25 protein-coding genes and 1 other RNA gene are annotated in these 23,715 nt (G+C 54.3%); 21 read left to right on the plus strand and 5 right to left on the minus strand.

Features of this window, described 5'->3' with window-relative positions:
* On the minus strand, positions 1-193 hold a 193-nt coding region (locus FKP33_RS24870; protein ID WP_141336639.1), incomplete at its 3' end, for a hypothetical protein.
* 158 nt (positions 194-351) lie between these two features.
* Here FKP33_RS24870 and FKP33_RS24875 point away from each other — a divergent pair.
* Positions 352-891, plus strand: coding sequence for a YwhD family protein (locus tag FKP33_RS24875; protein ID WP_236595716.1), 540 nt, complete (start codon positions 352-354; stop codon positions 889-891).
* Positions 892-1,229: 338 nt separating this feature from the next.
* On the opposite strand, the gene FKP33_RS24880 is transcribed toward FKP33_RS24875, so the two are convergent.
* A complete protein-coding gene (locus FKP33_RS24880) occupies positions 1,230-1,418 on the minus strand; it encodes a hypothetical protein (RefSeq protein ID WP_141336640.1) in 189 nt (62 codons plus the stop codon).
* Positions 1,385-3,448, minus strand: a complete 2,064-nt coding sequence (locus FKP33_RS24885; protein ID WP_258313553.1) for a transglycosylase domain-containing protein — start codon at positions 3,446-3,448, stop codon at positions 1,385-1,387. Before FKP33_RS24885 ends, FKP33_RS24880 begins: the two co-directional genes overlap by 34 nt.
* 254 nt (positions 3,449-3,702) lie before the next feature.
* On the opposite strand from FKP33_RS24885, the gene speE reads away from it, so the two are divergent.
* The 3 genes from speE (at position 3,703) to FKP33_RS24900 (ending at position 6,095) form a co-directional block, all read left to right on the plus strand.
* Positions 3,703-4,530: a polyamine aminopropyltransferase gene (speE, locus tag FKP33_RS24890; RefSeq protein WP_141336641.1), complete on the plus strand. Its 828-nt coding sequence runs from the start codon at positions 3,703-3,705 to the stop codon at positions 4,528-4,530.
* A gap of 21 nt (positions 4,531-4,551) precedes the next feature.
* Positions 4,552-5,421: an agmatinase gene (speB, locus tag FKP33_RS24895; RefSeq protein ID WP_054798083.1), complete on the plus strand. Its 870-nt coding sequence runs from the start codon at positions 4,552-4,554 to the stop codon at positions 5,419-5,421.
* A 143-nt stretch (positions 5,422-5,564) separates the two neighbouring features.
* Complete coding sequence (locus tag FKP33_RS24900) at positions 5,565-6,095, plus strand: DUF3888 domain-containing protein (RefSeq protein ID WP_181410275.1); 531 nt, start codon at positions 5,565-5,567, stop codon at positions 6,093-6,095.
* Positions 6,096-6,247: 152 nt separating this feature from the next.
* Here FKP33_RS24900 and FKP33_RS24905 read toward each other — a convergent pair whose 3' ends face one another.
* Positions 6,248-7,126, minus strand: coding sequence for a metallophosphoesterase (locus FKP33_RS24905; RefSeq protein WP_054798085.1), 879 nt, complete (start codon positions 7,124-7,126; stop codon positions 6,248-6,250).
* Positions 7,127-7,376: 250 nt separating this feature from the next.
* Between FKP33_RS24905 and FKP33_RS24910 the strand changes: the two genes are divergently transcribed.
* Positions 7,377-7,829: a YwiB family protein gene (locus FKP33_RS24910; protein WP_054798086.1), complete on the plus strand. Its 453-nt coding sequence runs from the start codon at positions 7,377-7,379 to the stop codon at positions 7,827-7,829.
* Positions 7,830-7,836: 7 nt separating this feature from the next.
* Here FKP33_RS24910 and FKP33_RS24915 read toward each other — a convergent pair whose 3' ends face one another.
* The gene (locus FKP33_RS24915) at positions 7,837-9,057 is read right to left on the minus strand and encodes a S8 family peptidase (RefSeq protein WP_141336643.1); all 1,221 of its coding nucleotides are present in this window, start codon (positions 9,055-9,057) and stop codon (positions 7,837-7,839) included.
* A gap of 501 nt (positions 9,058-9,558) precedes the next feature.
* Here FKP33_RS24915 and rpoE point away from each other — a divergent pair.
* From rpoE to FKP33_RS24995, 16 genes are all read left to right on the plus strand, one after another.
* A complete protein-coding gene (gene rpoE / locus FKP33_RS24920) occupies positions 9,559-10,137 on the plus strand; it encodes a DNA-directed RNA polymerase subunit delta (RefSeq protein ID WP_054798094.1) in 579 nt (192 codons plus the stop codon).
* 184 nt (positions 10,138-10,321) lie between these two features.
* A complete protein-coding gene (locus FKP33_RS24925; RefSeq protein WP_054798087.1) occupies positions 10,322-11,923 on the plus strand; it encodes a CTP synthase in 1,602 nt (533 codons plus the stop codon).
* 195 nt (positions 11,924-12,118) lie between these two features.
* Positions 12,119-12,511, plus strand: a complete 393-nt coding sequence (locus tag FKP33_RS24930) for a response regulator (RefSeq protein WP_054798095.1) — start codon at positions 12,119-12,121, stop codon at positions 12,509-12,511.
* A gap of 150 nt (positions 12,512-12,661) precedes the next feature.
* Positions 12,662-13,516: a class II fructose-1,6-bisphosphate aldolase gene (gene fba, locus FKP33_RS24935; RefSeq protein ID WP_054798088.1), complete on the plus strand. Its 855-nt coding sequence runs from the start codon at positions 12,662-12,664 to the stop codon at positions 13,514-13,516.
* A gap of 147 nt (positions 13,517-13,663) precedes the next feature.
* Positions 13,664-14,917 carry a UDP-N-acetylglucosamine 1-carboxyvinyltransferase gene (locus tag FKP33_RS24940; RefSeq protein WP_141336644.1) on the plus strand — a complete coding sequence of 418 codons (1,254 nt, stop codon included), beginning with the start codon at positions 13,664-13,666 and terminating at the stop codon, positions 14,915-14,917.
* A gap of 96 nt (positions 14,918-15,013) precedes the next feature.
* Entirely contained in the window at positions 15,014-16,318 is a 1,305-nt protein-coding gene (rho, locus tag FKP33_RS24945; protein ID WP_054800468.1) for a transcription termination factor Rho, read from the plus strand.
* Between the two features lie 13 nt (positions 16,319-16,331).
* Positions 16,332-17,609 carry a radical SAM family protein gene (locus tag FKP33_RS24950; RefSeq protein WP_054798089.1) on the plus strand — a complete coding sequence of 426 codons (1,278 nt, stop codon included), beginning with the start codon at positions 16,332-16,334 and terminating at the stop codon, positions 17,607-17,609.
* 81 nt (positions 17,610-17,690) lie between these two features.
* Complete coding sequence (gene rpmE / locus FKP33_RS24955) at positions 17,691-17,888, plus strand: 50S ribosomal protein L31 (RefSeq protein WP_127609524.1); 198 nt, start codon at positions 17,691-17,693, stop codon at positions 17,886-17,888.
* Between the two features lie 89 nt (positions 17,889-17,977).
* Complete coding sequence (locus tag FKP33_RS24960) at positions 17,978-18,370, plus strand: hypothetical protein (RefSeq protein WP_127609522.1); 393 nt, start codon at positions 17,978-17,980, stop codon at positions 18,368-18,370.
* A gap of 47 nt (positions 18,371-18,417) precedes the next feature.
* Positions 18,418-18,681: signal recognition particle sRNA large type (gene ffs / locus FKP33_RS24965), an RNA gene on the plus strand.
* Positions 18,682-18,881: 200 nt separating this feature from the next.
* Positions 18,882-19,943, plus strand: coding sequence for an ATP-binding protein (locus tag FKP33_RS24970; RefSeq protein ID WP_141336645.1), 1,062 nt, complete (start codon positions 18,882-18,884; stop codon positions 19,941-19,943).
* Between the two features lie 69 nt (positions 19,944-20,012).
* Positions 20,013-21,782 carry a DNA polymerase III subunit gamma/tau gene (dnaX, locus tag FKP33_RS24975; RefSeq protein WP_141336646.1) on the plus strand — a complete coding sequence of 590 codons (1,770 nt, stop codon included), beginning with the start codon at positions 20,013-20,015 and terminating at the stop codon, positions 21,780-21,782.
* Positions 21,783-21,795: 13 nt separating this feature from the next.
* Positions 21,796-22,107: a YbaB/EbfC family nucleoid-associated protein gene (locus FKP33_RS24980; RefSeq protein ID WP_054800469.1), complete on the plus strand. Its 312-nt coding sequence runs from the start codon at positions 21,796-21,798 to the stop codon at positions 22,105-22,107.
* 49 nt (positions 22,108-22,156) lie between these two features.
* The gene (recR, locus tag FKP33_RS24985) at positions 22,157-22,753 is read left to right on the plus strand and encodes a recombination mediator RecR (RefSeq protein WP_054798093.1); all 597 of its coding nucleotides are present in this window, start codon (positions 22,157-22,159) and stop codon (positions 22,751-22,753) included.
* Between the two features lie 270 nt (positions 22,754-23,023).
* Positions 23,024-23,326: a DUF2508 family protein gene (locus FKP33_RS24990; protein WP_054800470.1), complete on the plus strand. Its 303-nt coding sequence runs from the start codon at positions 23,024-23,026 to the stop codon at positions 23,324-23,326.
* Positions 23,323-23,592 carry a pro-sigmaK processing inhibitor BofA family protein gene (locus FKP33_RS24995; RefSeq protein WP_127609516.1) on the plus strand — a complete coding sequence of 90 codons (270 nt, stop codon included), beginning with the start codon at positions 23,323-23,325 and terminating at the stop codon, positions 23,590-23,592. Before FKP33_RS24990 ends, FKP33_RS24995 begins: the two co-directional genes overlap by 4 nt.
* Positions 23,593-23,715: the final 123 nt, after the last annotated feature.

The following is a 23,715-nucleotide window of genomic DNA, read 5'->3' on the forward strand; positions in this document are numbered from 1 at the left end:
GAGGGCCCGGCGCAGAGGCGTCCGGCCTGGCGGAAGCCGCAGTGACAGCGCTGTAGGGCAGCTGCCAGCCTCCGTCCGCATCGCCTGTCCGTAATTCGTTCGAAAAAATCGCGCCTGGCAGCAGGGCGCTGCTGCAGGCGAGGACCGTCACGCAGCCCCATATGGCAAGTCGGTTGCCGAGTCGTTTACTCATCGATTTTCACCCCGTTGACAAGCATCTAAGGCATGTATATGTAACGGGACAAGAAACCATGAACAAAAAATTGTCAAGCCTCACTGTTTCATGGATAATAAAAGAAAGACGGGTAGACGTTAAATCTATGAAGGTAGTGAAAGGAAGGGGATGTAACGGTGGATACAAAGGATTTGGGCGCCGGCGGACAGGCGAATGCGGAGTCTGGCGAGAAGAAGAAACTGCCGGCTTTAAATATCGTCAATAAAAAAGAAACGAAGCACCGCGGCTTCGGGCAGGGCTCGATTGATTTAAGTCAATTGTCCAGCGTTATTATCGATGGAGACGAGGCGTACTTGGACTTAGGCGCGCTGCATGCGAAGAGCAGGGTGGAGAAGGGAATCAAGTTTTCGCCGAACAAGGATGAAGTGCCGAACGGCCGGCCTTGCTGGATCGTTTGGGTGGCCGTCGACTTCCATGAGGACGGCAAATATTACGCCGGCGTAACCTCCTGCGAGATGACCGTCGATCCGGACAACCGCCGCGGCTGGAAAGTTCTTGCCGATCACGTCAACCGGATGGACTATGCGCTCAAGCGCAAAATTATGGTCGACAATCTGGGAGAGAAGGAAAAGGCGCTGCTCAAAAACCTGCTGATCGAGAACGATCCGGGGATGTGGGAACGGTCGGACGAGTCGCTTAAGACGGCGCTTGCTTAAATTTTTGTACATTATGTGACGGTATTGTGTCACCATCCATAACGATGTATACTAATGCCTAGTATATGCATCATATACTAGGACAGCAGGAAGGCAGACCTCTCGGTCTGCCTTTTTGTGTTGTCCGGCGAAGCCGGGCCTTCTGCGCCAAAGCGGCCATGCGCCTGACATCCATGAGGGGCTGCGCGATCGCTAGCACGGGACAATTCCGTTATTTCCGCCGCGCGTCTGTCGTTATCACCGGAAAGGCGAGCGTTAACGAAAAGGACCCCTCTGGCAAACGGATCAACGATCCGGCTTGCCGGGAGCCCCTCTTGCCGCCTATGTTTGACCTGCCGTCAACCTTCTGCCAACGCTACCCTGCGCCTGTTTACGCGCGCGGGGTCTGTCCAGGCTATCAACAGTCCGCCAATGCGTCTGTACAGCTGCGCCTGCATCAACCTCAACCGTCTGCCCTTGCCGCCGGCCGCTTGCTTGCGTGCCATTGCAGCTGTCAGCTCGCCCACCAGCGCTTCAAATCGTTCCACCACGAGCCGCCGGTTTTGCCCGGATCCTGCTTAACCGGCTCGTCCTTCACCGGCTCCTGCGAGCAGTATTCCTTCGGCTCCGTGCCTTGGATGAAGGCTTCCATCCGCGATTTCGGGCAGCTGTCGTTGGCGAGCTTGCCTGTTGCGGGATCAATGTAGACGTTGACCACGCCCTCGGGAATCGGAAACATCTTCGGAGGCACGGATTCCAGAGTCCGCTCCGTGAACTCGGCGAAGATCGGCGCCGCCAGGTGCGATTCGACATTACCGATGTTGCGGTCCTTGTCGTACCCGACCCAGACGGCCGTCGACAGCTCGGGCGTATACCCGACCATCCAGGCGTCCGTGTTGGTTGTGCCGGTTTTGCCGGCGACCGGACGCTTCAGGACGCTGGACACGCGGCTGCCCGTGCCTCCCTGATCGAACACGCTCTCCATCAGCTGCGTCATGACGTACGTGTAGGCCGGCTCAATGATCGTTTCCTCCGAAGGGCTCGCTTCGTACAGCACCCGCCCGCGCCGGTCCTCGATGCGCAGAATGGCCGTCGGCGCAGCGCGCACCCCTTGATTGGCGAAGATGCCGAACGCGGAAGCCATCTCGTACGGGCTCACCGGGAACACGCCCAGCGCAAGGGACGGCAGCGGCTCCATCGGGCTCGTGATGCCCATCCTGCGCGCCATGTCGATGACGCGGCCCGGTCCGGCTTCCAGCGCCGTGTGCACGGCGAAAATATTGTCCGACTTGGCGATCGCCGTCCGCATGTCGATCCAATCGAAATACTTGCCGTCGTAATTGCTCGGCGTATAGGATTTGCGGCCCTGATCGTAGGTGAACGTGGTCGGTTCGCTTTTGAAACGCGAGACCGGGGTGAACTGCTTCTCCTTCAGCGCCGTTAAATAGACGATCGGCTTGAACGAGGAGCCCGGCTGCCTAGTACTGGCGAAGGCCCGGTTATACTGGTTGTCCGCATAGCTGCGGCCGCCGACCATCGCCTTTACATACCCGTTGCGCGGATCGATCGAGACGAGCGCGGTTTGCAGCTCAGGGTAAGGCTCCAGCTGTTTGCGGATCACTTCTTCCGCGATTTGCTGGGCATTCAAGTCGAGCGTGGTAAAGATGCGCAGCCCCATATCTTCGTATTCTTTTTCCTCGATGCCGAGCAGCTCGGTCGCCTGACTGCGAATGTAGTCGCGGAAGTAGGGGGCGGTCACCGTCGTTTTCTTCGCCTCCAGCGGCATGATTTTGAGCTTCTCGCGCGCCGCCTTATCCGCTTCTTGCTGCGTGATGTAACCGGCTTCGACCATCGTCTGCAGCACCGTCTTTTGACGCCCGAGCGCATTCTCAAGGTCATAATAAGGCGAATAATAGCGCGGTCCCTTCGGAATGCCTGCCAGCAGCGCGCTCTCGGCCAACGTGAGATCGTGGGCGCTCTTGCCGAAGAAAAGCTGGGAAGCCGATTGAATGCCGTATGTGGAATGGCCGTAATAAATTTGATTTAAATATTGCTCCAAAATTTGATCCTTGCTCATCTGCAGCTCCATCTGCACGGCATAATACGTCTCCTTCAGCTTGCGCGACCATGTCCGCTCATGGGTCAAGTACATATTGCGCGCGAGCTGCTGCGTAATCGTGCCGGCGCCCTGCACTTTGGACATATGCTGCAGGTTCACGATTGCGGCGCGGGCGATCCCTTTCGGATCGAAGCCGTAATGGTCGTAGAAGCTGCGGTCCTCGATCGCCAGCGTCGCCTCCACGATGCTGGGCGCCATCTCCTGCAGCGGCACGGTTTGCGAGTTTTTCCCGCCTCCTCCGTACGCTTCGATCAACTTGCCGTGCACGTCGTACAGCTCCGAGGCCGCCGCCATCTTGGAGACGGGCAGCGCTTGCGAACGCATGAACAGCAGCCCCACGATGCCGCAGGCGGCTCCGAGGATGAGGCAGGTGAAGGTGAACGACAGGAACGTGCGGAAGCGTCCCTTTTTGCGACTATGATGAAATTCGTCGGCATCGGTAATGCGTTGCCCGGACAATAGCTGACCCTCCTTGGCGACCGCTCCTTCCTTGCGGAAAGAGCGATGCGGTAAGATGCTCACGATAAGTGCTATTAACCAGTATGGAAAAACATAGAAAGACGTATTCAGCCGGCTGTGTCCAAAACGTTAATTTTTTTTAAATTTACCGTTCCGGAGCGCGTTCGTATTTGCATTTTCAGGGTAATCTACTATAATACAATTTGACATGTAAGGCCCGCGGTTCGTTAACTCAGAAAGGTGGCTTGCGCGCAATGGAATTATGGTATACAGAGAAGCAAACGGAGAACTTCGGCATCACCGCCAAAATTAAAGAAACGCTGGTTACGGAGAAAACCGATTTTCAAGATCTCGCGATGATCGACACTGCCGAATGGGGCAAAATGCTCGTGCTCGACGGCATGGTGATGACGACGGTTAAAGACGAGTTCGTTTATCATGAAATGGTGGCGCATCCGGCGCTGTACACACACCCGAATCCGAAGCACGTGCTCGTGGTCGGCGGCGGCGACGGCGGCGTCATCCGCGAAGTGCTGAAGCACCCGGAAGTGGAGAAGGCTGTGCTTGTCGAAATCGACGGCAAAGTCATCGAGTACTCGAAGCAATACTTGCCTTCGATCGCCGGCGATTTGGACAACCCCCGCGTGCAAGTGATCGTCAACGACGGTTACATGCACATCCACGAGCATAAAAACACGTACGACGTCATCATGGTCGATTCCACCGAGCCGGTTGGCCCAGCCGTGAATCTCTTCACGCAAGGCTTCTACAAGGGCATCTTCGACGCGCTGAAGGAAGACGGCATTTTCGTGGCACAGACGGACAACCCTTGGTTCAAAGCGGACTTGATCCAAACCGTCAATCGCGATGTAAAGGAAATTTTCCCGATCGTGCGCGTGTATGTGGCGAATATTCCGACATACCCGAGCGGTTTGTGGACGTTCACGATGGGCAGCAAGAAGTACGATCCGCTGGCTGTTGACGAAACGGCCATTCCGGAGATCGATACGAAATACTACACGCCGCGCCTGCACAAGGCGGCATTCGCGCTTCCGAAATTCGTGGAAGACTTGACGAAATAGGCTGAGGGAGACGTAATCCACATGAAAATCGATCAAAAATATTCCGGTAACGTCTTTATTCTCAGCTCCGACGATTATGCGTCCTCCCGCGCCGTCATTTACGGCATGCCGATGGACTATACGGTCAGCTTCCGTCCCGGTTCCCGGTTCGGCCCGGCGCGCATCCGCGAAGTGTCGATCGGTCTGGAGGAATACAGCCCGTACCTCGATAAAAGCTTGGAGGATATTACGTATTTCGACGCCGGCGATCTGCTGCTGCCGTTCGGCAACGCCGGACGGAGTCTGGAAGTGATCGGCGAATACGTAAGCGGCCTGCTCGCGGACGGCAAATTCCCGTTCGGTCTTGGCGGCGAGCATCTCGTCTCTTGGCCGGTCATCCAGGAAGTGTACAAGAAGTACCCGGATCTTGCGTTGATTCATATCGATGCGCACGCCGACCTGCGTGAGCACTATGAAGGCGAACCGCTGTCCCACTCGACGCCGGTCCGCAAAGCGGCTGCGCTTATGGGCGGCAAGAATATTTACCAATTCGGCATCCGCTCGGGCTCCCGCGAGGAGTTCCAGTTCGGGCGCGAGCATATCAATTTCTATCCGTTCGAAGTGTTGGAGCCGTTGAAAAAGGTGCTGCCGGAGCTTGCCGGCCGTCCCGTTTACCTGACGATCGACATCGACGTGCTTGACCCGTCCTGCGCACCGGGCACCGGTACCGCCGAAGCGGGCGGCATTACGTCGAAGGAACTGCTCGCTGCCATTCATGCGATGGCTGCGTCGGAGCTTAACTTTGTCGGCGCCGATATCGTGGAAGTGGCTCCCGCCTATGACCCGACGGAGCAAACACAGATCGTCGCCAGCAAGCTGATGCGCGAAATATTGCTGGGTCTGGTGAAGTAAGCGAGAGCAGCTGCACAGCGGTTGAACAAGAGTTGCGGCCGGACTTCACGCCTTAGGGCGGGGGGCCGGCTTTTTTTCGTTTGGCCGGCAAGCATCGGGGCTGCGGCGCGATTGCCCCTTCCCTTGAGTGATGCTGCGGCGGGTTGGCCATAATATCCCCAAATCGAGTCAAGGGGGAGTTCACCATCATCAAGCGAGTCGTCTTGGGGCTGACGTCGGGATTTCTGCTGCTTGCCGCCACACTGTCCGTTTCGGCTGATGAGCCGTCATCGCCGACGAAGGAGCAGCTGCTTGAAGAGACGCTGATCGTGCGCTACCTGCCCTTGCTCATGCAAAGTGTCCGCGAACCGTTCTACTGCGAGCGTGTTTTGCAAATTCGGCAGTTGAACCGCAGCAACCGGGAACATGAAGTGACCGTTGGCGTCGTCACATTCCAGGGGCCTCATAATCCGCCGCATGATTTGGTCGAGGTGACGCTGACAGACGTACCCGGAGACGAAGGGGTTCGGGTGCGTCGGGTTGAGCGAACCGCCAATGCCCCGATCGAGCGGATCCGCAGACACTGCAGTCCCGAGGGTGTTCCGGCGCTGGTTTCGTTGGAGCCGAACGCTGCAGCCGGCCGGCTTGCGGTGTTCTTTGACCAGCGACAGCTCGCCGATGTACGGGGTCATTGATGCGATTGCCGTCGCTGGGTTGACTGGACGGCTCGGGGCATGCCCGATTTGCTTGTAGAGCTGGTCGGGCGACCCGTAGAAGCCGTACAGGGAAATGGGGCTGGAGAGCTGTATCCTGGATTGACTTTAGCCGTTCGCAGGGCAGGTGCGTCTTACCCGCGCTGCAAAGTAATGAAGGTTAATTCAGGCCTGCATAGAAACCGGATCGGATGCTGCGAAACGCCAATGCCCCGGTTGACATATAAACGGAAATGATTGGCGCCCAGCGCATATTCGCCGATGACATACTTTTTGCCGAATTTCGGCGTCACTACATGCCCATAGAACGGGAGTCTCACTTGACCGCCGTGACTGTGCCCGGACAGCTGCAGATCGACCGGGTGCTGTACCGCCGTGTCCGCGAAATCCGGACTATGCGACAGCAGCAGCGTGAATGCGTCCTTCGGTACCTTTTCCAGTGCTTTCCCAATATCCGGCTTGCCGTGCCACATATCTTCCACACCGGCTACCCAGAACATGCCGCTCTCGCTTTGCACGCGGGAGGCGGCATTGCGCAGCGTACGGAAGCCGCCGGCTTCGAGCGTCCTGGCGACGTTCGCCGGGCCGCTGAAATAATCGTGATTGCCGAGCACCGCGAATTTCCCGAGCTTGGCCTGCATCCTGCCTAAAGCTTCGGCGTAGGCGGGGCCGTCGGCACCGATCGCGTAATCGATGAGATCGCCCGTGAAGCAGACCAGATCGGGATTCAGTCGGTTGATCGTCTCCGCCAACCGCTCCAAGTCTTCCGCGTTATAATGAAAGCCCAGATGCGTATCGCTGAACTGGACGACGGTTAAACCGTTCAGCGCCTGCGGCAAGCGCGGGGCTTCCAGCTTCAAGCGGACGATGTCAAGCCATTTCGGCTCGGCGTAACGGGCGTAAGCGAGGGCGGTTGGCGGAATTGCCATCGTGCCGAGCACGGTCAAAGCCGCCTTTTTCAAAAATGATCTTCTCGTCAGCTTGCGCTTTCTGGGAGAGGGGTTCGGTATCATGTAGGAATAGGCCTCCGGCATCGTGATGAAACCATGTACAACGTTAGACGCAGCAGGGGCTGCTTAGGTTTCCTTTTTGCTGCCCGGCAGATAAGATTTCGTTTTACTTGTTTTCCCGAATGAACCTTGACATCCGTATCGTTCCTTGTTATATAAGACGGGAGCTGGTTGTCCGGGTAAGCCGTCTATATAACCTTGGGTCAAATAGACAACGCCCGGTTGAATACGTTTTGCGAAAGAGATGAAGAACATGACCAAACTAGAGGGGCCGGCCGGGTCAGGGAAGATTGCGGTCCGCATCCGCCTGCAAAGCACGCTGGGGGGCGAACGCATCGTGCGCGATATGACCGGCGAATGGTTCCCGAAGGGCGACCACTATTATATCCGGTACGAAGAGCCTGAGGAAGCGGAGATGGGCCATACGGTGACGACGCTGCAGGTCAAAGCGGATGAAATCCGCATTGTACGGTTCGGCGACGTGCGCTTCGAGCAGACGATTGCCGCCGGTCGCCGCCATATCGGGTACATGCAGACGCCGCACGGCCGAATGGAGATCGAGACGCGCACGCACGGCTTGTCCGTCGAGCGGGCGGAAGGACTGGCGCTGCCAGTTACCTTACGCTGGGCTTACAACTTAACGGTTATGGGTGAAGCGGCCGGCGACTACGCCATCGAGTTGACCGCCTCCCCAACACACGGTTGATCTATTATTATTTTTTTTTCCGGAATAAGGCGCTGACTGTGCGCAGCGCATGAAGCTCCTTGATGCAGTCGCGTTTGCCGGGCTTGAGGATCAGACGCGCATTTTTGCGAAGCAGCATGCGAATGCGCAGCGGCTTGAGGTCGGGCTTGAGGGAAAGCATCAGCGCTACGACGCCGGTCACGTGCGAGGTGGCCATCGACGTGCCGCTCAGCTCCCGGTACTTGCCTTGCAGCCAGGTCGAATAAATGTTCTCGCCCGGCGCATAAATGTCGATTTGCTTGCCGTCGTTGCTGAAGCTGGCGATCCGTCCGCGGCGGGTCGTGGCGCCGACGGCAATGACTTGGGGGAAGCGGGCGGGGTAATCGATCTCGGCCCGCTTGCCTTCGTTGCCGGACGACGCGATGACGATGATGCCGGCCCGATAGGCGCTGAGCACGGCAGCTTCAAGCGCTTTACTGTACGTTCTCATGCCAAAGCTCATGTTGATGATATCCATGCCGTTCGCCACGCACCAATCGATGCCTTTGACGATGTCGGAGACGAAGGCGCCGCCTTGGCTGTCGAATGCTTTCACCGGATGAATCAACGCTTGCGGCGCAACCCCTACGATTCCGCGTTGGTTGGTATAAGCGGCGATCGTGCCGGCGATGTGCGTGCCGTGGCCGTTATCGTCGATCGGGTACGGCTGGTGGCTCAACACATTGATGCCCCGAGATAAGCAATGACGCAGATCGGGGTGCGAATAATCGGCGCCGGTGTCGATAACGGCGATACGGATTTGGTCGCCTCTCGATTTCGACCATACTTCCGGGGCGCGGATATGGCGGATGCCCCAAGGGATCTTGACGGCCTCCGGATCGGCGGCAGCCGGTGTGCCCGCGTACAGCGAAGACGAGCCGGAGCTCGGGCCCCGTGCGTGTAAGCGGATGCGCACATCGGCTTCGACCGACTGAACGAAGGGAGCGGACGCGATCCTGTCCACGGAGCTCAGCGGACAGGAGATGGCTCGGATCAAGCGCAGCGGCCGGACTTGGCGCAGCTGGGGAAACGATTTCGACTTGAGGTTCATATGACATGCGAAAGCGTCGTAATCTTGGGCGGTCGCGAATCGGATAATGTGCCGACGTTCAAGCTCTGCCGTGTCCTTCATGGCTTGATGCAGGCATTCGGCGAATGACGATGGATCCAGAGTCGATCCCCCCCTACTATGAAAATCGTGCCAAAGCATTTTTCATCCGAAGGCGATGTTGAAAAATGAAGATTCATAGGCGCTTTGGACGTCAACTTAGGGCTATTCCATGCGTTATTTTATGTAGGGGCGTTTCCTTGCGTATAAACGCATGTTCCTATAAAAAATAAATGGGTGTCCAACCGTGTCAAAGTTTGGCCGGATACATACGATAATTTAGAGAGGGAGTTCTTTAACTCCGTTTTCTATAGGGTCAAAGCGCGGAAACGGTTACGGGCCGCTCTCTCGCCTTTGTGGGGTACAGTCGGGACGAAGGATCCCGCTTGCTGAAGCCTCCGGTCCAGACCGGCAGCTCAGCGGCGAGGTCCTTTGTTTCATTAGTAACGGATAACCCGGAAACTTGCGCGGGACTTGCGGCAGACCAGTTGCTTTTTTACATAAAATAAGGTTTACTTATTGGAGATAGTGGATATTTTAGTATGAAGGCGGCCAGCCGCCGGATGAAACTGTTTGATAATGTCGGAAGGGATGTGCCCTGTAATGAGTGCTCAGAACCTGCTTAAAATGAGCGCGGAGCAAGCCAAAGAAATGCCAATGGTGGATCTGGCGTTCGAGCTCTTGAAAGCGGCGAACACGCCGTATTACTATCGGGATTTGATGGCGGAAATCGCCAAGATTAAAGGATTGTCCGATGATGAAGTGATGCAAGTCATTGCTCAACTATATACTGAGATCAATATCGACGGCCGCTTCGCCTGCGTCGGAACGAACTTGTGGGGGCTGAAGCGCTGGTATCCGGTCGAGAAATCCGAGGATTCCATGGGCAGCGGCAAACGTCCGCGTATCATCAACGATGAGGATGACGATTTGGACGACGAGGATCTGTTCGCCGAGGAAGAAGATACGTTTGTCGAAGAAGAGGAATACGATTCTTACGATACGCCTCGCGACGAATTCGATACGGAGGAAGAAATCGAAGAAGAGACCGAATTTTTCGAGGACGAAGAAATTGTAGAAGAAGAGCTCGATGAAGTGGCGATCGATGAAGAAGAGTCCGATGAGGAAGAAGAGTTGGACGAGGCTGATAACGATTCGGACGACGACGAGGACGGGAAGTAATCATCTGCCATTTGTCGGTTGTCCTTGACAGTGTGTACCGTTCAGAGTAAACTATTTTCTGGGCTTTAGATGGACGTTTAGACCTACACGGTCTTTTCCTATGAAAAGTGCCCCGCCGACAGCGGGGGCTTTTTCTTTTTTTTTACGACAAATTTGGCATGCTAAACTAGGGAGGTTTTACATAATGACCAAGTATATTTTCGTGACGGGCGGCGTCGTTTCCTCGTTGGGTAAAGGAATTACGGCCGCTTCGCTCGGCAGATTGCTGAAGAACCGCGGGCTGAAGGTCACGATCCAGAAGTTCGACCCGTACATTAACGTCGACCCGGGAACGATGAGTCCGTATCAACACGGCGAAGTGTTCGTAACCGACGACGGTGCGGAGACTGACCTCGACCTCGGGCACTATGAGCGTTTCATCGATATTAACCTGTCCAAGAACAGCAACGTGACGACGGGTAAAATTTATTCGTCCGTCATTGCGAAGGAACGCCGCGGCGAATATTTGGGCGGTACCGTGCAGGTCATCCCGCACATTACGAACGAAATTAAAGAGCGGGTATTCCGCGCCGGCCGCGAAGCGCACTCCGACGTCGTCATTACCGAGATCGGGGGTACGGTAGGCGACATCGAGAGCTTGCCGTTCCTGGAAGCTATTCGCCAAATCAAGAGCGATATCGGCCGCGAGAACGTGATGTACATTCACGTGACGCTGATTCCTTATTTGAAAGCGGCGGGCGAAGTGAAGACGAAGCCGACGCAGCACAGCGTTAAGGAATTGCGCAGCATCGGGATTCAGCCGCATGTCATCGTATGCCGTACCGAGCATCCGCTCGCCGAAGACATGAAGCGCAAGCTGGCTCAATTCTGCGATGTCGACCCGGGCGCCGTAATTGAATGTATCGACGCGGAAACGTTATATGAAGTGCCGATCATGCTTCGCGAGCAGGGGCTGGATGACATTGTGGTCAACCACCTGAAGCTGACGACGAACGAGCCGGATATGACGGAGTGGGAGAAGCTCGTCGGCCGCGTCAAATCGCTCAAGACGACGACCGAAATCGCCATCGTCGGCAAGTACGTGGCGCTGCACGACGCTTACCTCAGTATCGTGGAATCGCTAGGCCACGCCGGCATCGCTTCCGATACCGAAGTGAAGATTCGCTGGATTAACGCCGAAGAAGTGTTTGATCACAATGTGGGCGAGCTGCTGTCAGGCGTTCAAGGCATTCTCGTGCCGGGCGGCTTCGGAGACCGCGGCATCGAAGGTAAAGTGTCCGCGATCCGTTATGCGCGTCAGAACAAAATTCCGTTCTTCGGCATTTGTCTCGGCATGCAAGTGGCTGTAGTGGAATACGCCCGTTCGGTCTTAGGGCTGGAAGGCGCGAACAGCTCGGAGATTCATCCGACGACGCCGTATCCGGTCATTGACCTGCTTCCGGAACAGAAGGACATCGAGGACTTGGGCGGCACGATGCGCCTCGGACTGTACCCGTGCAAGCTGAAGGAAGGTTCGCTGGCCGTGCAATGTTACGGCGAAGAGCTTGTGTATGAGCGCCATCGTCACCGTTACGAGTTCAATAATGAGTACCGCGATTCCATCGAAGCGGCGGGTCTTGTCATTTCGGGCACGAGCCCGGACGGACGTCTCGTCGAAATTGTCGAATGTCCGGATCATCCGTGGTTCCTGGCCGTGCAGTTCCATCCGGAGTTTACGTCCAGGCCGAACCGTCCGCAGCCGCTCTTTAAACATTTCGTACAAGCAGCCTATCAGCAAGCCCGTTAATAAGGGCTTCTGACTTGGCGGCACTCCCGCATGCATAGGGCGTATCTGAAATTGTTGCTTGATTTGTTAAAGTTTTCAAAATATTTTTCGGTACACAGGCAGGAATCAATGTTTGCGTAGCGAATACAAAACAAAGAATGACAAATCAGGGACGGAAATTCCAGACCTATGGAAACGGAAATGGGAGGGTACCATATGAAGAAGAAGCTTCTCATCGTCGATGATCAGAACGGCATCCGCATTTTGTTGATGGAAGTATTTAGCAGCGAGGGATATGAAACGTATCAAGCTTCCAACGGTAAACTTGCACTCGAGATCGTCAGAAACGTATCGCCCGATCTGGTTTTGTTGGATATGAAAATTCCTGGTATGGACGGCCTTGATATTCTGAAGCATATCAAGAGCATCGACGCTTCAATTAAAGTCATCATGATGACGGCATACGGAGAACTCGACATGATTAAGGAAGCGACCGACCTCGGCGCGATCATGCATTTCACCAAACCGTTCGACATCGACGAACTGCGTCAGGCTGTCAACCAGCAGTTAAGATCGCCTAATAACAATTCATTCGCCGTGGGATCCTGAGAAGGGTCTCTTTTTTTCTGCCACAAAAGGTGCGCGATCGGGGATTTCATGTTTAATGTTTGTCCCCATCTATGATATAATAGCGCAGTATGACAGGAGAGCGGATCGCTCTCTGGCACGGTCAACATATAAAAGGAGGAGAAGAACACCATGCCACTTGTTTCAATGAATGAATTTCTACCGAAAGCCAAAGCAGGTAAATATGCCGTTGGCCAATTTAACATGAATAACCTTGAGTTTGCCCAAGCGATTACGGAAGCAGCTCAAGAGCTGAATTCTCCGTTTATTTTCGGCGTATCCGAAGGGGCGCTGAAATATATGGGAATGGAATTTACAGTGGCGATTGCGGAAGCTGCGGCGAAGAAATCCGGGCTGCCGATCGCGCTTCATTTGGACCACGGCAGCAGTTTTGAAGTCGCGATGAAATGTATCCGCGCGGGCTTCAGCTCTGTCATGTTCGACGGATCCCACTATTCCTTTGAAGAAAATATCCGCTTGACCAAAGAAGTCGTGAAAGCGGCGCACGCGATGGGCGTTTCCGTCGAAGGCGAGCTCGGCACGATCGGCGGCGTAGAGGATGACATCAGCGTAGATGAGTCCGATGCGAACCTGGCTAAGCCGGAAGAAGCGATCCGTTTCTACGAGGAAACAGGCGTAGACTGCCTCGCAATCGCAGTTGGTACGGCGCACGGCATGTACGCGGGCGAGCCGAACATCCGTTTTGACATCATCGAGAAGGTCGCCAGCGCCATTCCGGTTCCCGTTGTCCTGCACGGCGGTTCCGGCGTTCCGGATGAGATGATCAAGCAATCGATCGCAGCGGGCGTTGGCAAAATCAACGTTAACACGGAGAATCAAGTGGCTTGTACGCAAACGATCCGCGATGTATTGAACAAAGATGCGAAAGTGTATGATCCTCGTAAATACCTCACTCCTGCCCGCAAAGCTATGGTTGAAGTTGTGAAATCCAAAATTGTATTGTTCGGCAGCTCCAACCAAGCCTAAAACACATACGGGAGATACACCGGCAGAGGTGTATTTCCCTTCTCTTCCTATGTAATTCACTATACTTACCGTCCGACCAAGGTTGATATGTCTCTTTTGTTTTGTTTTTTTATGCTTTAAAGTGGGAAGTGGGAGGAACGACATCGAATGGAGAAATTGATGATCGCCGGCGGGCGCCCGCTGCGGGGAACTGTTCAAATCAGCGGAGCGAAGAACAGCGCCATCGCGCTTATTCCGGCCGCGATTTTATCGGAAACTGCAGTAACCTTGGATAACTTGCCTACGCTCAGCGATGTGGCCATTTATACGGAGCTGCTCGAGGAATTGGGATCTACGGTTCGGTGGGATGGGGACCAAATGGTTATTGACCCGAGCCGGCTTGTATCCAGGCATATGCCCAACGGAAACGTAAAAAAATTGCGCGCTTCATATTATTTGATGGGTGCGCTGCTGGGCCGCTTCGGCGAAGCGGTGATTGGATTGCCGGGCGGGTGCAATTTCGAGCCAAGACCGATCGATCAGCATATAAAAGGTTTTGAGGCGCTGGGGGCACAAGTTACGACTGAGAATGGGGCTTTGCATATCCGCGCGAAGCAATTGCGCGGCGCGAAAATATATCTGGACGTCGTCAGCGTCGGCGCGACGATCAACATCATGCTGGCAGCCTCACGGGCTAAAGGCGTCACTATTATCGAAAACGCGGCAAAAGAGCCTGAAATCATAGATGTAGCAACACTTTTGAATGCCATGGGGGCTAATATCAAAGGCGCGGGCACCGAGACCATCCGTATTGAAGGCGTGGATGGCATGCACGGCTGCCGGCATTCGATCATTCCCGATCGGATACAGGCGGGAACTTACATGATCGCGGCCGCCGCCACACGGGGCGACGTTATCGTGGACAATGTAATTCCGAAACACTTAGAGGCCTTGACGGCAAAGCTACAGGAAATGGGGGTCCATATTTACGAAATGGACGAGTCGATCCGTGTGGTCGGCCAGCCGGAATATGAAAGTGTGGATGTGAAGGCGCTCGTGTATCCGGGCTTCGCTACAGATCTGCAGTCGCCGATGAGCAGCTTGCTTACGCAAACGCGCGGCGTTAGTATATTGTCCGACTTTGTCTATTCCAACCGATTCAAGCATATACCCGAGCTTGCGCGTATGGGCGCCAAAATCAAAGTGGAAGGTCGTTCCGCCATCATCGAAGGGAGTCCGCTGAGCGCGGCGAAAGTGAAAGCGACCGATCTTCGGGCGGGCGCGGCGCTCGTTATCGCGGGTTTAACCGTATCTGAAGGAACGACCGAAATTACAGGCGTCGAGTACATCGATCGCGGGTACGACCATTTGGTTGCCAATCTATCAAATTTGGGCGCGGAAGTTTGGCGTCAAGAAGACTAGAGTTGGATTCCGGGTATAGATGAGATATGTTTTGGGCATGGCTAGAGTATATTTTCACATAATAGAAATTATAATAGGCTGGTGGTTGGTACAATTATGGATATGCATCTGGCGCAGTTAGAGGCGCTGAAGTTGACCGAGCTTTACAAGCTCGCCAAGAAGTATCAAATTCCTTATTATGGTCAAATGAAGAAGAAGGAATTGATCTTCGCCATTCTCCGCGCTCAAGCGGAACAAAGCGGTTTAATGTTTATGCAAGGCGTGCTGGACGTGCTGCAGGAAGGCTTCGGCTTCTTGCGGCCGATCAACTATTTGCCGAGTGCCGAGGATATTTACATCTCGGCTTCGCAAATCCGCCGATTCGATCTGAGGTCCGGTGATTTGGTGTCCGGCAAATGCAGACCGCCCAAAGAGAACGAGCGGTATTTCGGACTCCTTCATGTGGAAGCCGTGAACGGCGAAGACCCGGAGACGGCGGCGGAACGGCTTCACTTTCCCGCACTCACTCCACTTTATCCGCAGAAGAAATTAGTTTTGGAAACGACCCCTACGAAACTTTCCACCCGTTTGATGGATTTATTGGCTCCTGTCGGCTTCGGACAGCGCGGATTGATTGTAGCGCCGCCGAAAGCAGGGAAAACGCTGCTGTTAAAAGAAATCGCCAACAGCATTTCCACCAACCATCCGGACGTAGAACTCTTCGTGTTATTGATTGATGAACGGCCTGAGGAAGTGACCGACATGCAGCGTTCCGTTAAAGGCGAGGTCATTGCGTCTACCTTCGACGAGCTGCCGGAAAATCATATTAAAGTGGCAGAGCTTGTGTTGGAGCGAGCTACCCGCTTGGTGGAGCATAAGAAAGACGTCGTCATCCTGCTGGATAGCATTACCCGTCTTGCGCGGGCGTACAATCTGGTCGTTCCTCCGACAGGACGCACATTGTCCGGGGGTATCGATCCCGGGGCGTTCCATCGTCCGAAGCGTTTCTTCGGGGCTGCCCGTAATATCGAAGAGGGCGGAAGCCTGACGATTCTTGCGACGGCGCTTATCGAGACGGGCTCCCGGATGGACGAAGTCATCTATGAGGAGTTTAAAGGAACCGGCAACCTTGAGCTTCATTTGGATCGGAAGCTGGCGGAGCGCCGGGTATTCCCGGCGATCGACATTCGTCGTTCCGGCACGCGCCGCGAAGAGATGCTGTTGACCAAGGAAGAGCTGGATAAAGTATGGGCAATCCGCAAAAACATGAACGATTCCTATGAATATACGGAGGCGTTCCTCAAGAAGTTCGCCGACACGAAAACGAATCAAGAATTTTTGGAAACGCTGGACACCACGAATGGCAACGGATCCGGCGGCAACGGAGGCGCTTCCCGGCGCGTGAAACACTCCGTCTCCTAGGAGGGACAGCAAGATGAATTTGGTATATGCCGGACCGGACGGCCACGTTTACGATCACCCGGACTTTATTGCACTCGGTCGGAACGGCGAGCTCGTGACGGAACTATTGGAAGAAGAGCTCATTCCGCTGCCGGAAGGGGCCACACTCGTCAGCTTGCCGGACACCCGCCCGATCGGACTGAATGCCCGGACGGGCGCGATGGAGGTTGTGCCCGGCGAAGTGAACGCCGTCGGCGCGCTGCTGCCGCAAGGGTTTACCCGCTTGCTGCTGCCGGGCTACGCCAAGACGGATAAGAGCAAGGTGCTCCCGCTCTTCGGTTACTCGGCGGTCGTGTGGAAGGACGGTACGTTCTATGTAGCGGCGGAAGCAAGCGATGATCCCGAACGGTGGAATCCGCGCAACTGCGATCCGGATGAGTTGGAAGTTCAAGTGAACAGCTTGCTTTCGCGTTATCCGGAAAATCGTCTTTATCAGCACTTATCGAATTGTGCGCTCGGTTACGAATGTTTAACCGCCTCCAATACGTTCCTCAATCGTTGGGAAGGAGCGGTACCGGTCTCATTTTCCTGTAATGCGGGTTGTTTCGGATGCATTTCCGAGCAGCCGGAGGATAGCGGGTTTCCGGCACCGCAAACACGCATGAACTTCAAACCGACGGTTGATGAAGTTGTGCAGGTGATGCTGGAGCACTTGAAGACGCCTGAGAGCATCATCAGCTTCGGCCAAGGATGCGAGGGAGAACCGTCCACGCAGGCGAAAATTATTATCGAAGCGATGCGCGAGGTGCGCAGACGTACGGATATCGGGTATATCAACATCAACACGAACGCGGGTTTGACCGATCATATCCGCGGTATCGTCGATGCGGGGCTCGATCTGATGCGGGTCAGCACGATCAGCGCTTTGGACGATCATTATAACGCCTACTACAAGCCGCGGGGGTATACCCTCAAGAACGTGGAGAAATCGCTGCGTTACGCGGCGGACAAGGGCGTCGTCACTTCGATCAATTACCTGATTTTCCCCGGGGTTACCGACCGTGAGGAAGAGATGGAAGCGATGATTGAATTTGTGCGGCGCACCGATCTGAAGCTGATTCAGCTTCGGAACTTGAACATCGATCCGGAGAGCTACCTGCAGCTTATCCCGCAGCCGCAAGGCGAACGGTACGGCATGAAGCAGATGCTCGAGATCTTCCGCGAGGAGCTGCCGGGCGTCGTTCTTGGTTCTTACACGCATATTCCCAGCGAGCTGACGGACAAGCGCAAGAAACACTTGCAGCGGAGCTAGTGGACATGGTATAATGCACTTTGTGTATTTATGATAACTCTGATTCACATGGTGTTTCAGGGCAAAAGAGGTGAAAGGTCAATGAAAGCAGCGATTCATCCGACATATTATCAAACAACGGTTACTTGCGCATGCGGTAACACGTTTGAAACGGGATCCTTGAAGCAAAACCTCCGCGTAGAGATTTGCTCCGCTTGCCACCCATTCTTCACAGGTAAGCAGAAATTCTTGGATGCCGGCGGTCGCGTCGATAAATTCAAAAAGAAATACGGCATCTAATTCATTGCCATTCGCTTACAAGCATAAGCGCACCTTCTGTGGCTATCCTAAGATTGTAGATCTTAGCGCTGCAGGAGGTGTTTTTATATATGTTGAAAATCACGGTTCTATGGCTTTGTCTGCTGCTTCTCGTACTGCCCGGCCTTACCGCTTGCCAGAAAAAGAATGCTTCACCGGAGGTAAAAACGCACTCCGCGGACGGTTATCTGGGCATCACCGAAGCCAATCCGAACATGCCCCTAACGAACGGATATCGGACGTATCAATCGGATATGCTTGTGATGGAAACAGCGGTAAAATCGCACTATCCGCAGTTAACGGTGGAATCGATTCGCTTGAACGGGACGAGCGCGCGTCTTCGGCTTTTGGCGCCGCCAGGAACCTCAAGCGAGGAACTGCGCCGTTTGGGAGAGGAAGTACAGCGTACGCTGGCGGCCGAAGCGCCTCGTTACGACCCGGAGGTTACCGTCACTGCTAAATAAATCCCTACGGTTGCTATTTGTCCGCGATTCGACTATACTTAATTTTGCCGTGCTAGACGGGGAGGTAGCGGTGCCCTGTAACCCGCAATCCGCTGTAGCGGGGTCGAACGCCTTCTAGAGGTATTGCGATGTAAGGTTTGGGTCTTAAAGTTGGTGTTGAGAGTCGGGTCCTTCGCAATGGATGCCCGTGAACCCGGTCAGGTCCGGAAGGAAGCAGCCGTAAGCGGGATGTTTCATGTGCCGAAGGGAAGCCTAACTTGAGCTGACGATAAGAATTCCGCTTGGATCGTAATATCGAAGTAGGTGCACGGTTTAACTATTTTCGCTATGAAATAAATAAACGATGACGTTGTCGGGGTCGATTTTGACTCTTGATGACGTTTTTTTGTCTTACAGGGAAGGAAAATAAAGGAAAGAGGAGAATGTATACTAAAGTTAACTGGAGAACGTTGGTATGACGGGCTTGGAGAGCAGTCGATTTCAGATCCTATATAATGGGGGGTGGCAAAACGTGCGGCAGGAATTGAGCTTGCTTCAACGTTTCGCCGATATGTTTTTGAAGGATGTCAATTTGGGCGTCATCTTGATGAACACTGATTTTCAACTGATCGACATCAGCGATACGGCGTGCCGGGTGTTGGGATTGCAGCGCGAGCATGTGCTGCATAAGCCGATGGACTACGTATTCAAGGATCTCCCCGCCGAGCACCGTATTGTAGACCCCCGTATTTTGGACGGCATGGTCGTGCGCAATCAAGCGGTGTCCTGGACGAACAATCAGGAGCGGTACGAGCTGTTGGTGGACTCTAATGTGCTTCGGGACGAACAGGGGCAGGTTGTCGGCGCTTGCATCATGTTCAAGGATGTGACCAATCTGCGTTCGCTGGAAGAGCAGGTGCAGCGAAGCGACCGACTGGCGATGATCGGCCAAATTGCAGCCGGTACCGCCCATGAAATTCGTAATCCGCTTACTTCCATTAAAGGGTTCCTGCAGGTGTTCCGCAAGACGTTTCAAGAGCAGGGTATGATTCGGGAAAGCGACTATACTGACGTGATGCTTAGGGAAATTAACCGGATTAATGAGCTCGTGAACGAGTTTTTGCTTTTGAGCAAGCCGAAGAACGCGACCTACGAGGAGGTCGACGTATCGCAGGTGGTACGCGAGCTGCTGCCGATTATTAATAATGAAGCCATCTTACATAAGGTCACGGTACAGTACGAAGCGGTGTACGGCCTGCCGCGCGTCATTGCGGACCGCGAACATTTGAAGCAAGTGTTTTTGAACATATGCAAGAACGGTATTGAGGCGATGGGCGATGGCGGGTATCTGACCATAACGGAGAAGATGGATCCGGAGGAGCGCCGGGTAAGCGTCGATATTCACGACACCGGTCCCGGGATTCCGATGTACGTCATCGATAAAATCTTCGATCCCTTTTTTACGACCAAAGCGGAGGGGACGGGCTTGGGGTTGTCGGTTTGCCAACGCATTATTCATGACATTGGGGGGCATATCCGGGTTTCATCCAAAGGTTTCGGCACCACCTTCACCGTCAGCATCCCTTTTCCATGAGGGATTGCTTCAAACCTAAATCCAAGTGTAGTATAATGAACGGGATAAACATTCATTGGAGAGGGCAAGATGGCACATATCGCCTTATATCGTACGTGGAGACCCCAGTCGTTCCAAGACATGGTCGGCCAGAAGCATATTGTCCAAACCTTGCAAAATTCGCTGCGTGAAGGGCGGTTCAGTCACGCTTATTTGTTCAGCGGGCCCCGGGGAACCGGGAAGACGAGTGCGGCGAAAATACTCGCCAAAGCCGTTAACTGCTTGAATGGTCCGGGCGTCGAGCCTTGCAACCGCTGTGAAGCGTGTTTGCGCATAACCGAAGGCGCCGTGATGGACGTCGTCGAGATCGATGCTGCGTCCAACCGTGGCGTCGAGGAAATTCGCGATATCCGCGATAAGGTGAAATACGCGCCGACCGAAGTGCGCCAGAAAGTGTATATTATCGACGAGGTGCACATGCTGACGACGGAAGCGTTTAACGCGCTGCTGAAGACGCTGGAAGAACCGCCGGCTCATGTGATGTTTATTCTCGCGACGACCGAGCCGCATCGGCTGCCGGCGACGATTATTTCCCGCTGTCAACGGTTTGACTTTCGCCGCGTTGCGCTGGAAGAGCAAGTTGAACGGCTCCGTCAAGTGTGCGCGAAAGAGGGAATCGCAATCGATGAGGACGCGCTTGCCTTTATCGCGCGGCTCTCGGATGGCGGAATGCGCGATGCGCTCAGTTTGCTGGATCAGATTATCGCCTTTTCCGGCGAACGTGTCACTTACGAGGATGTGCTCTCCATTACGGGAGGCATGGCGTCGGACCAATTCGAGAAGCTGGCGCAAGCGATTCAAGATCGTGACATCGGTGCGGCGCTCGCTCTAATCGACGCGTTCATGCAAGAAGGCAAGAGCGCGGACAAATGCATGGAAAATCTAATTTATTATTTCCGCGATCTGTTGATGGTCAAGATGGTTCCGAATTCAGAAGCGCTCACCGAACGGATTTTGGACGTGAAACGGTTTACTGCGGTAGCGGAACGTTTCACAGGTGAAGCGTTAATCGCAATGATTGATACGCTAAACTATTATCAGACGGAAATGAAATACTCCGTACAGCCGCAAACCCTGCTGGAAGTCGCCGTGATGAAGCTGTGCAGCGGCTCGCCCGTTACCGGACGTCAGGGCGGAGCCGATACGGCTTCGGCGGGTTCGGGCGACGGCCAAACGATTCAACGGCAGGACGCCTTGGTCGGACAGCTTTTGAGCCGGATCGAGCGATTGGAGAGTCAGCTCGCTGCTCTCGTGAAACAGGGCGTGGCGCCTGGGGGCGGCGCGGCCCCGGCCGGCGGTTCGAGTGGCGGAGGAAGATCGGCTCCGGCTCCGGCCGTTTCGCGCCGCTCGATCGAGAAGCTGGATGCTTATGTGGCCGGCATAGATTCGCCGGAGTTCCGCCATGCGGCGCAGCAATGGAGCCAAGTGCTCGGCCGGGTGAAGGAACTGAAAATAACGGTGCATGCCTGGCTTGTAGACGGAGAGCCGGTAGGTCTTTCGGACACGAATCTGCTTGTTGCGTTCAAGAGCGCTATGCATCGCGAAACGTCGGAGAGACCGGCCAACAAGCAGCTGATCGAGCAGGCGTTTCAAGAAGTGATCGGGCAGCCGTATCGGCTGGTGACGGTTATGCTTAAGGATTGGAAGGCGGCAACGGAGCAAACGAAGTCTGCGGATGCTCCCAGGGAAGTGCTGGAGTTGATTCCCGAGGATGAAGGTCCCGGCGGTGCTGTGAAGGAAGAGTGGATCAGCGAGGCGATTCAACTGTTCGGCGAATTGGTCAAAATTAAAGACGAATAAGGAGCGATAAAACATGAATAACATGAACCAAATGATGAAACAAGTAAAAAAAATGCAGGAACAAATGCTTAAGGCTCAAGAAGATTTGGCTACTCGAACAATTGAAGGTACGGCCGGCGGCGGTGTTGTCTCCGTTACGGTGAACGGACAGAAGAAAGTGATCGGCGTTGCGATTAAGCCGGAAGCGGTAGACCCGGACGATGTCGAAATGCTGCAGGATTTGGTGTTGACGGCCATTAACGACGCGATGTCCAAAGCCGAAGAACTGGCGGGTAAAGAAATGTCCAAACTGACAGGCGGCATGAACATTCCGGGATTGTTCTAATCGCATCTGCCCCTTTCGGACTGACTTCAACGAGTGAGGAGCAACTCTTTTGTTTTATCCGGAACCGTTAGCCAAGCTGATCGATTCATTCTCGCGTCTGCCCGGCATTGGGCCGAAAACGGCAGGGCGTCTTGCTTTCCATGTGCTTCGGATGAAAGAAGACGATGTGATCGATTTTGCCAAAGCGCTTGTAAACGTCAAACGAAACCTGCACTACTGCTCGATATGCTGCAATATTACGGACACGGATCCTTGCCGGATTTGTCAGGATAAGAGCCGGGATGTATCCACCATTTGCGTGGTGCAGGAACCGAAGGATCTGGTCGCCATGGAGCGTACGAAGGAATTCAACGGTTATTACCATGTCTTGCACGGTGCGATTTCGCCCATGGAAGGGATCGGTCCCGATGAGATCCGGATCGCCGATCTGTTGAAGCGGCTGAGTGACGAGCGGGTGCAGGAATTGATTTTGGCCACCAACCCGAACATTGAAGGAGAAGCGACGGCTATGTATTTGTCGCGACTCGTACGTCCCTTCGGCATTAAAGTGACTCGAATCGCCCACGGACTTCCGGTTGGAGGAGATTTGGAATACGCTGACGAGGTTACGCTAACCAAAGCGCTCGAAGGTCGCAGGGAGCTTTAATTGAATCGTGTTTCAGAAAAGTCTTACGGTTTGCTAGCGGCAGGTTCGGCCTGCTGCGCGGCAACGGTAAGGCTTTTTTTGTTGTTTCTCCTGCGCCATCGAAATTTCCGCACTTTTCGGCTTGCGGAACCCTGCGCGTACTTCGAAACGTTGGGGGTGCACGGCGCAGGATGATCCGGCTAATTTGTTTCGGACGGTTTTCTTGGTTCTAAGCCGCTGGTTTGTTCGATATGTATGTACTATAGGACAAACTGTGAGGGGGCTGGCGGCGTGCTGAAATGGAGCAGGCGGGGTGGATTTAGCTGGTGGGGGAACGGAAAGAGAAAAGAGGAGCAGGCGGCGCTTTTTGAGGAGCGTGTGCAGCTTGTGGAGGAAATACGCCGTGCTCATATGGAATGGGAGGTTGCAGAACGGCGCTTTCACTATGCGGTTGAGAAGGAGCAGATCGATTATGCCATCTATGCGCTGGAAGCTGCAGAGAAGCGATTCGAGATGCTGATCAAGCAGGCGAAAAACATTCATATTTCGGCGGCCGAAGTATGCGCCAGCCGCGTGAGGGAGGGGTCGTCGTGAAGGCTTATTTGTTGTGGGGGCTGATGATCGGTTCGGGCGGCTTGCTGGCCCTGCTGCTGCTTCGTAACCGGTTTGCCATTCAATGGCTGGGTGCCTTATCTTTACATGTTGTGTTTGCGGCTGTTTTGTTGTATATTATGAATCTGTTTACCCCTTATACACACTTCGAACTTCCGTTAAATGCGGTGACAGTGGGGATCGTGAGCATTCTGGGAATCCCGGGCTTGGCGGTTTTAACAGCCTTGAAACTTTGGGTCATCGTATAATCGCAAGCAGCACAAATCAAAAGTTTTAAAAAAAGCTTGCAATAATGTTGTGAAATGTGATATATTAATAAAGTCGCCGCTAAACGAAGCGACAATAAACGACAAAGAAGAAATGGCGTAACG

It is taken from the genome of Paenibacillus sp. tmac-D7 (assembly GCF_006519665.1).
Taxonomy (GTDB): domain Bacteria; phylum Bacillota; class Bacilli; order Paenibacillales; family NBRC-103111; genus Paenibacillus_G; species Paenibacillus_G validus.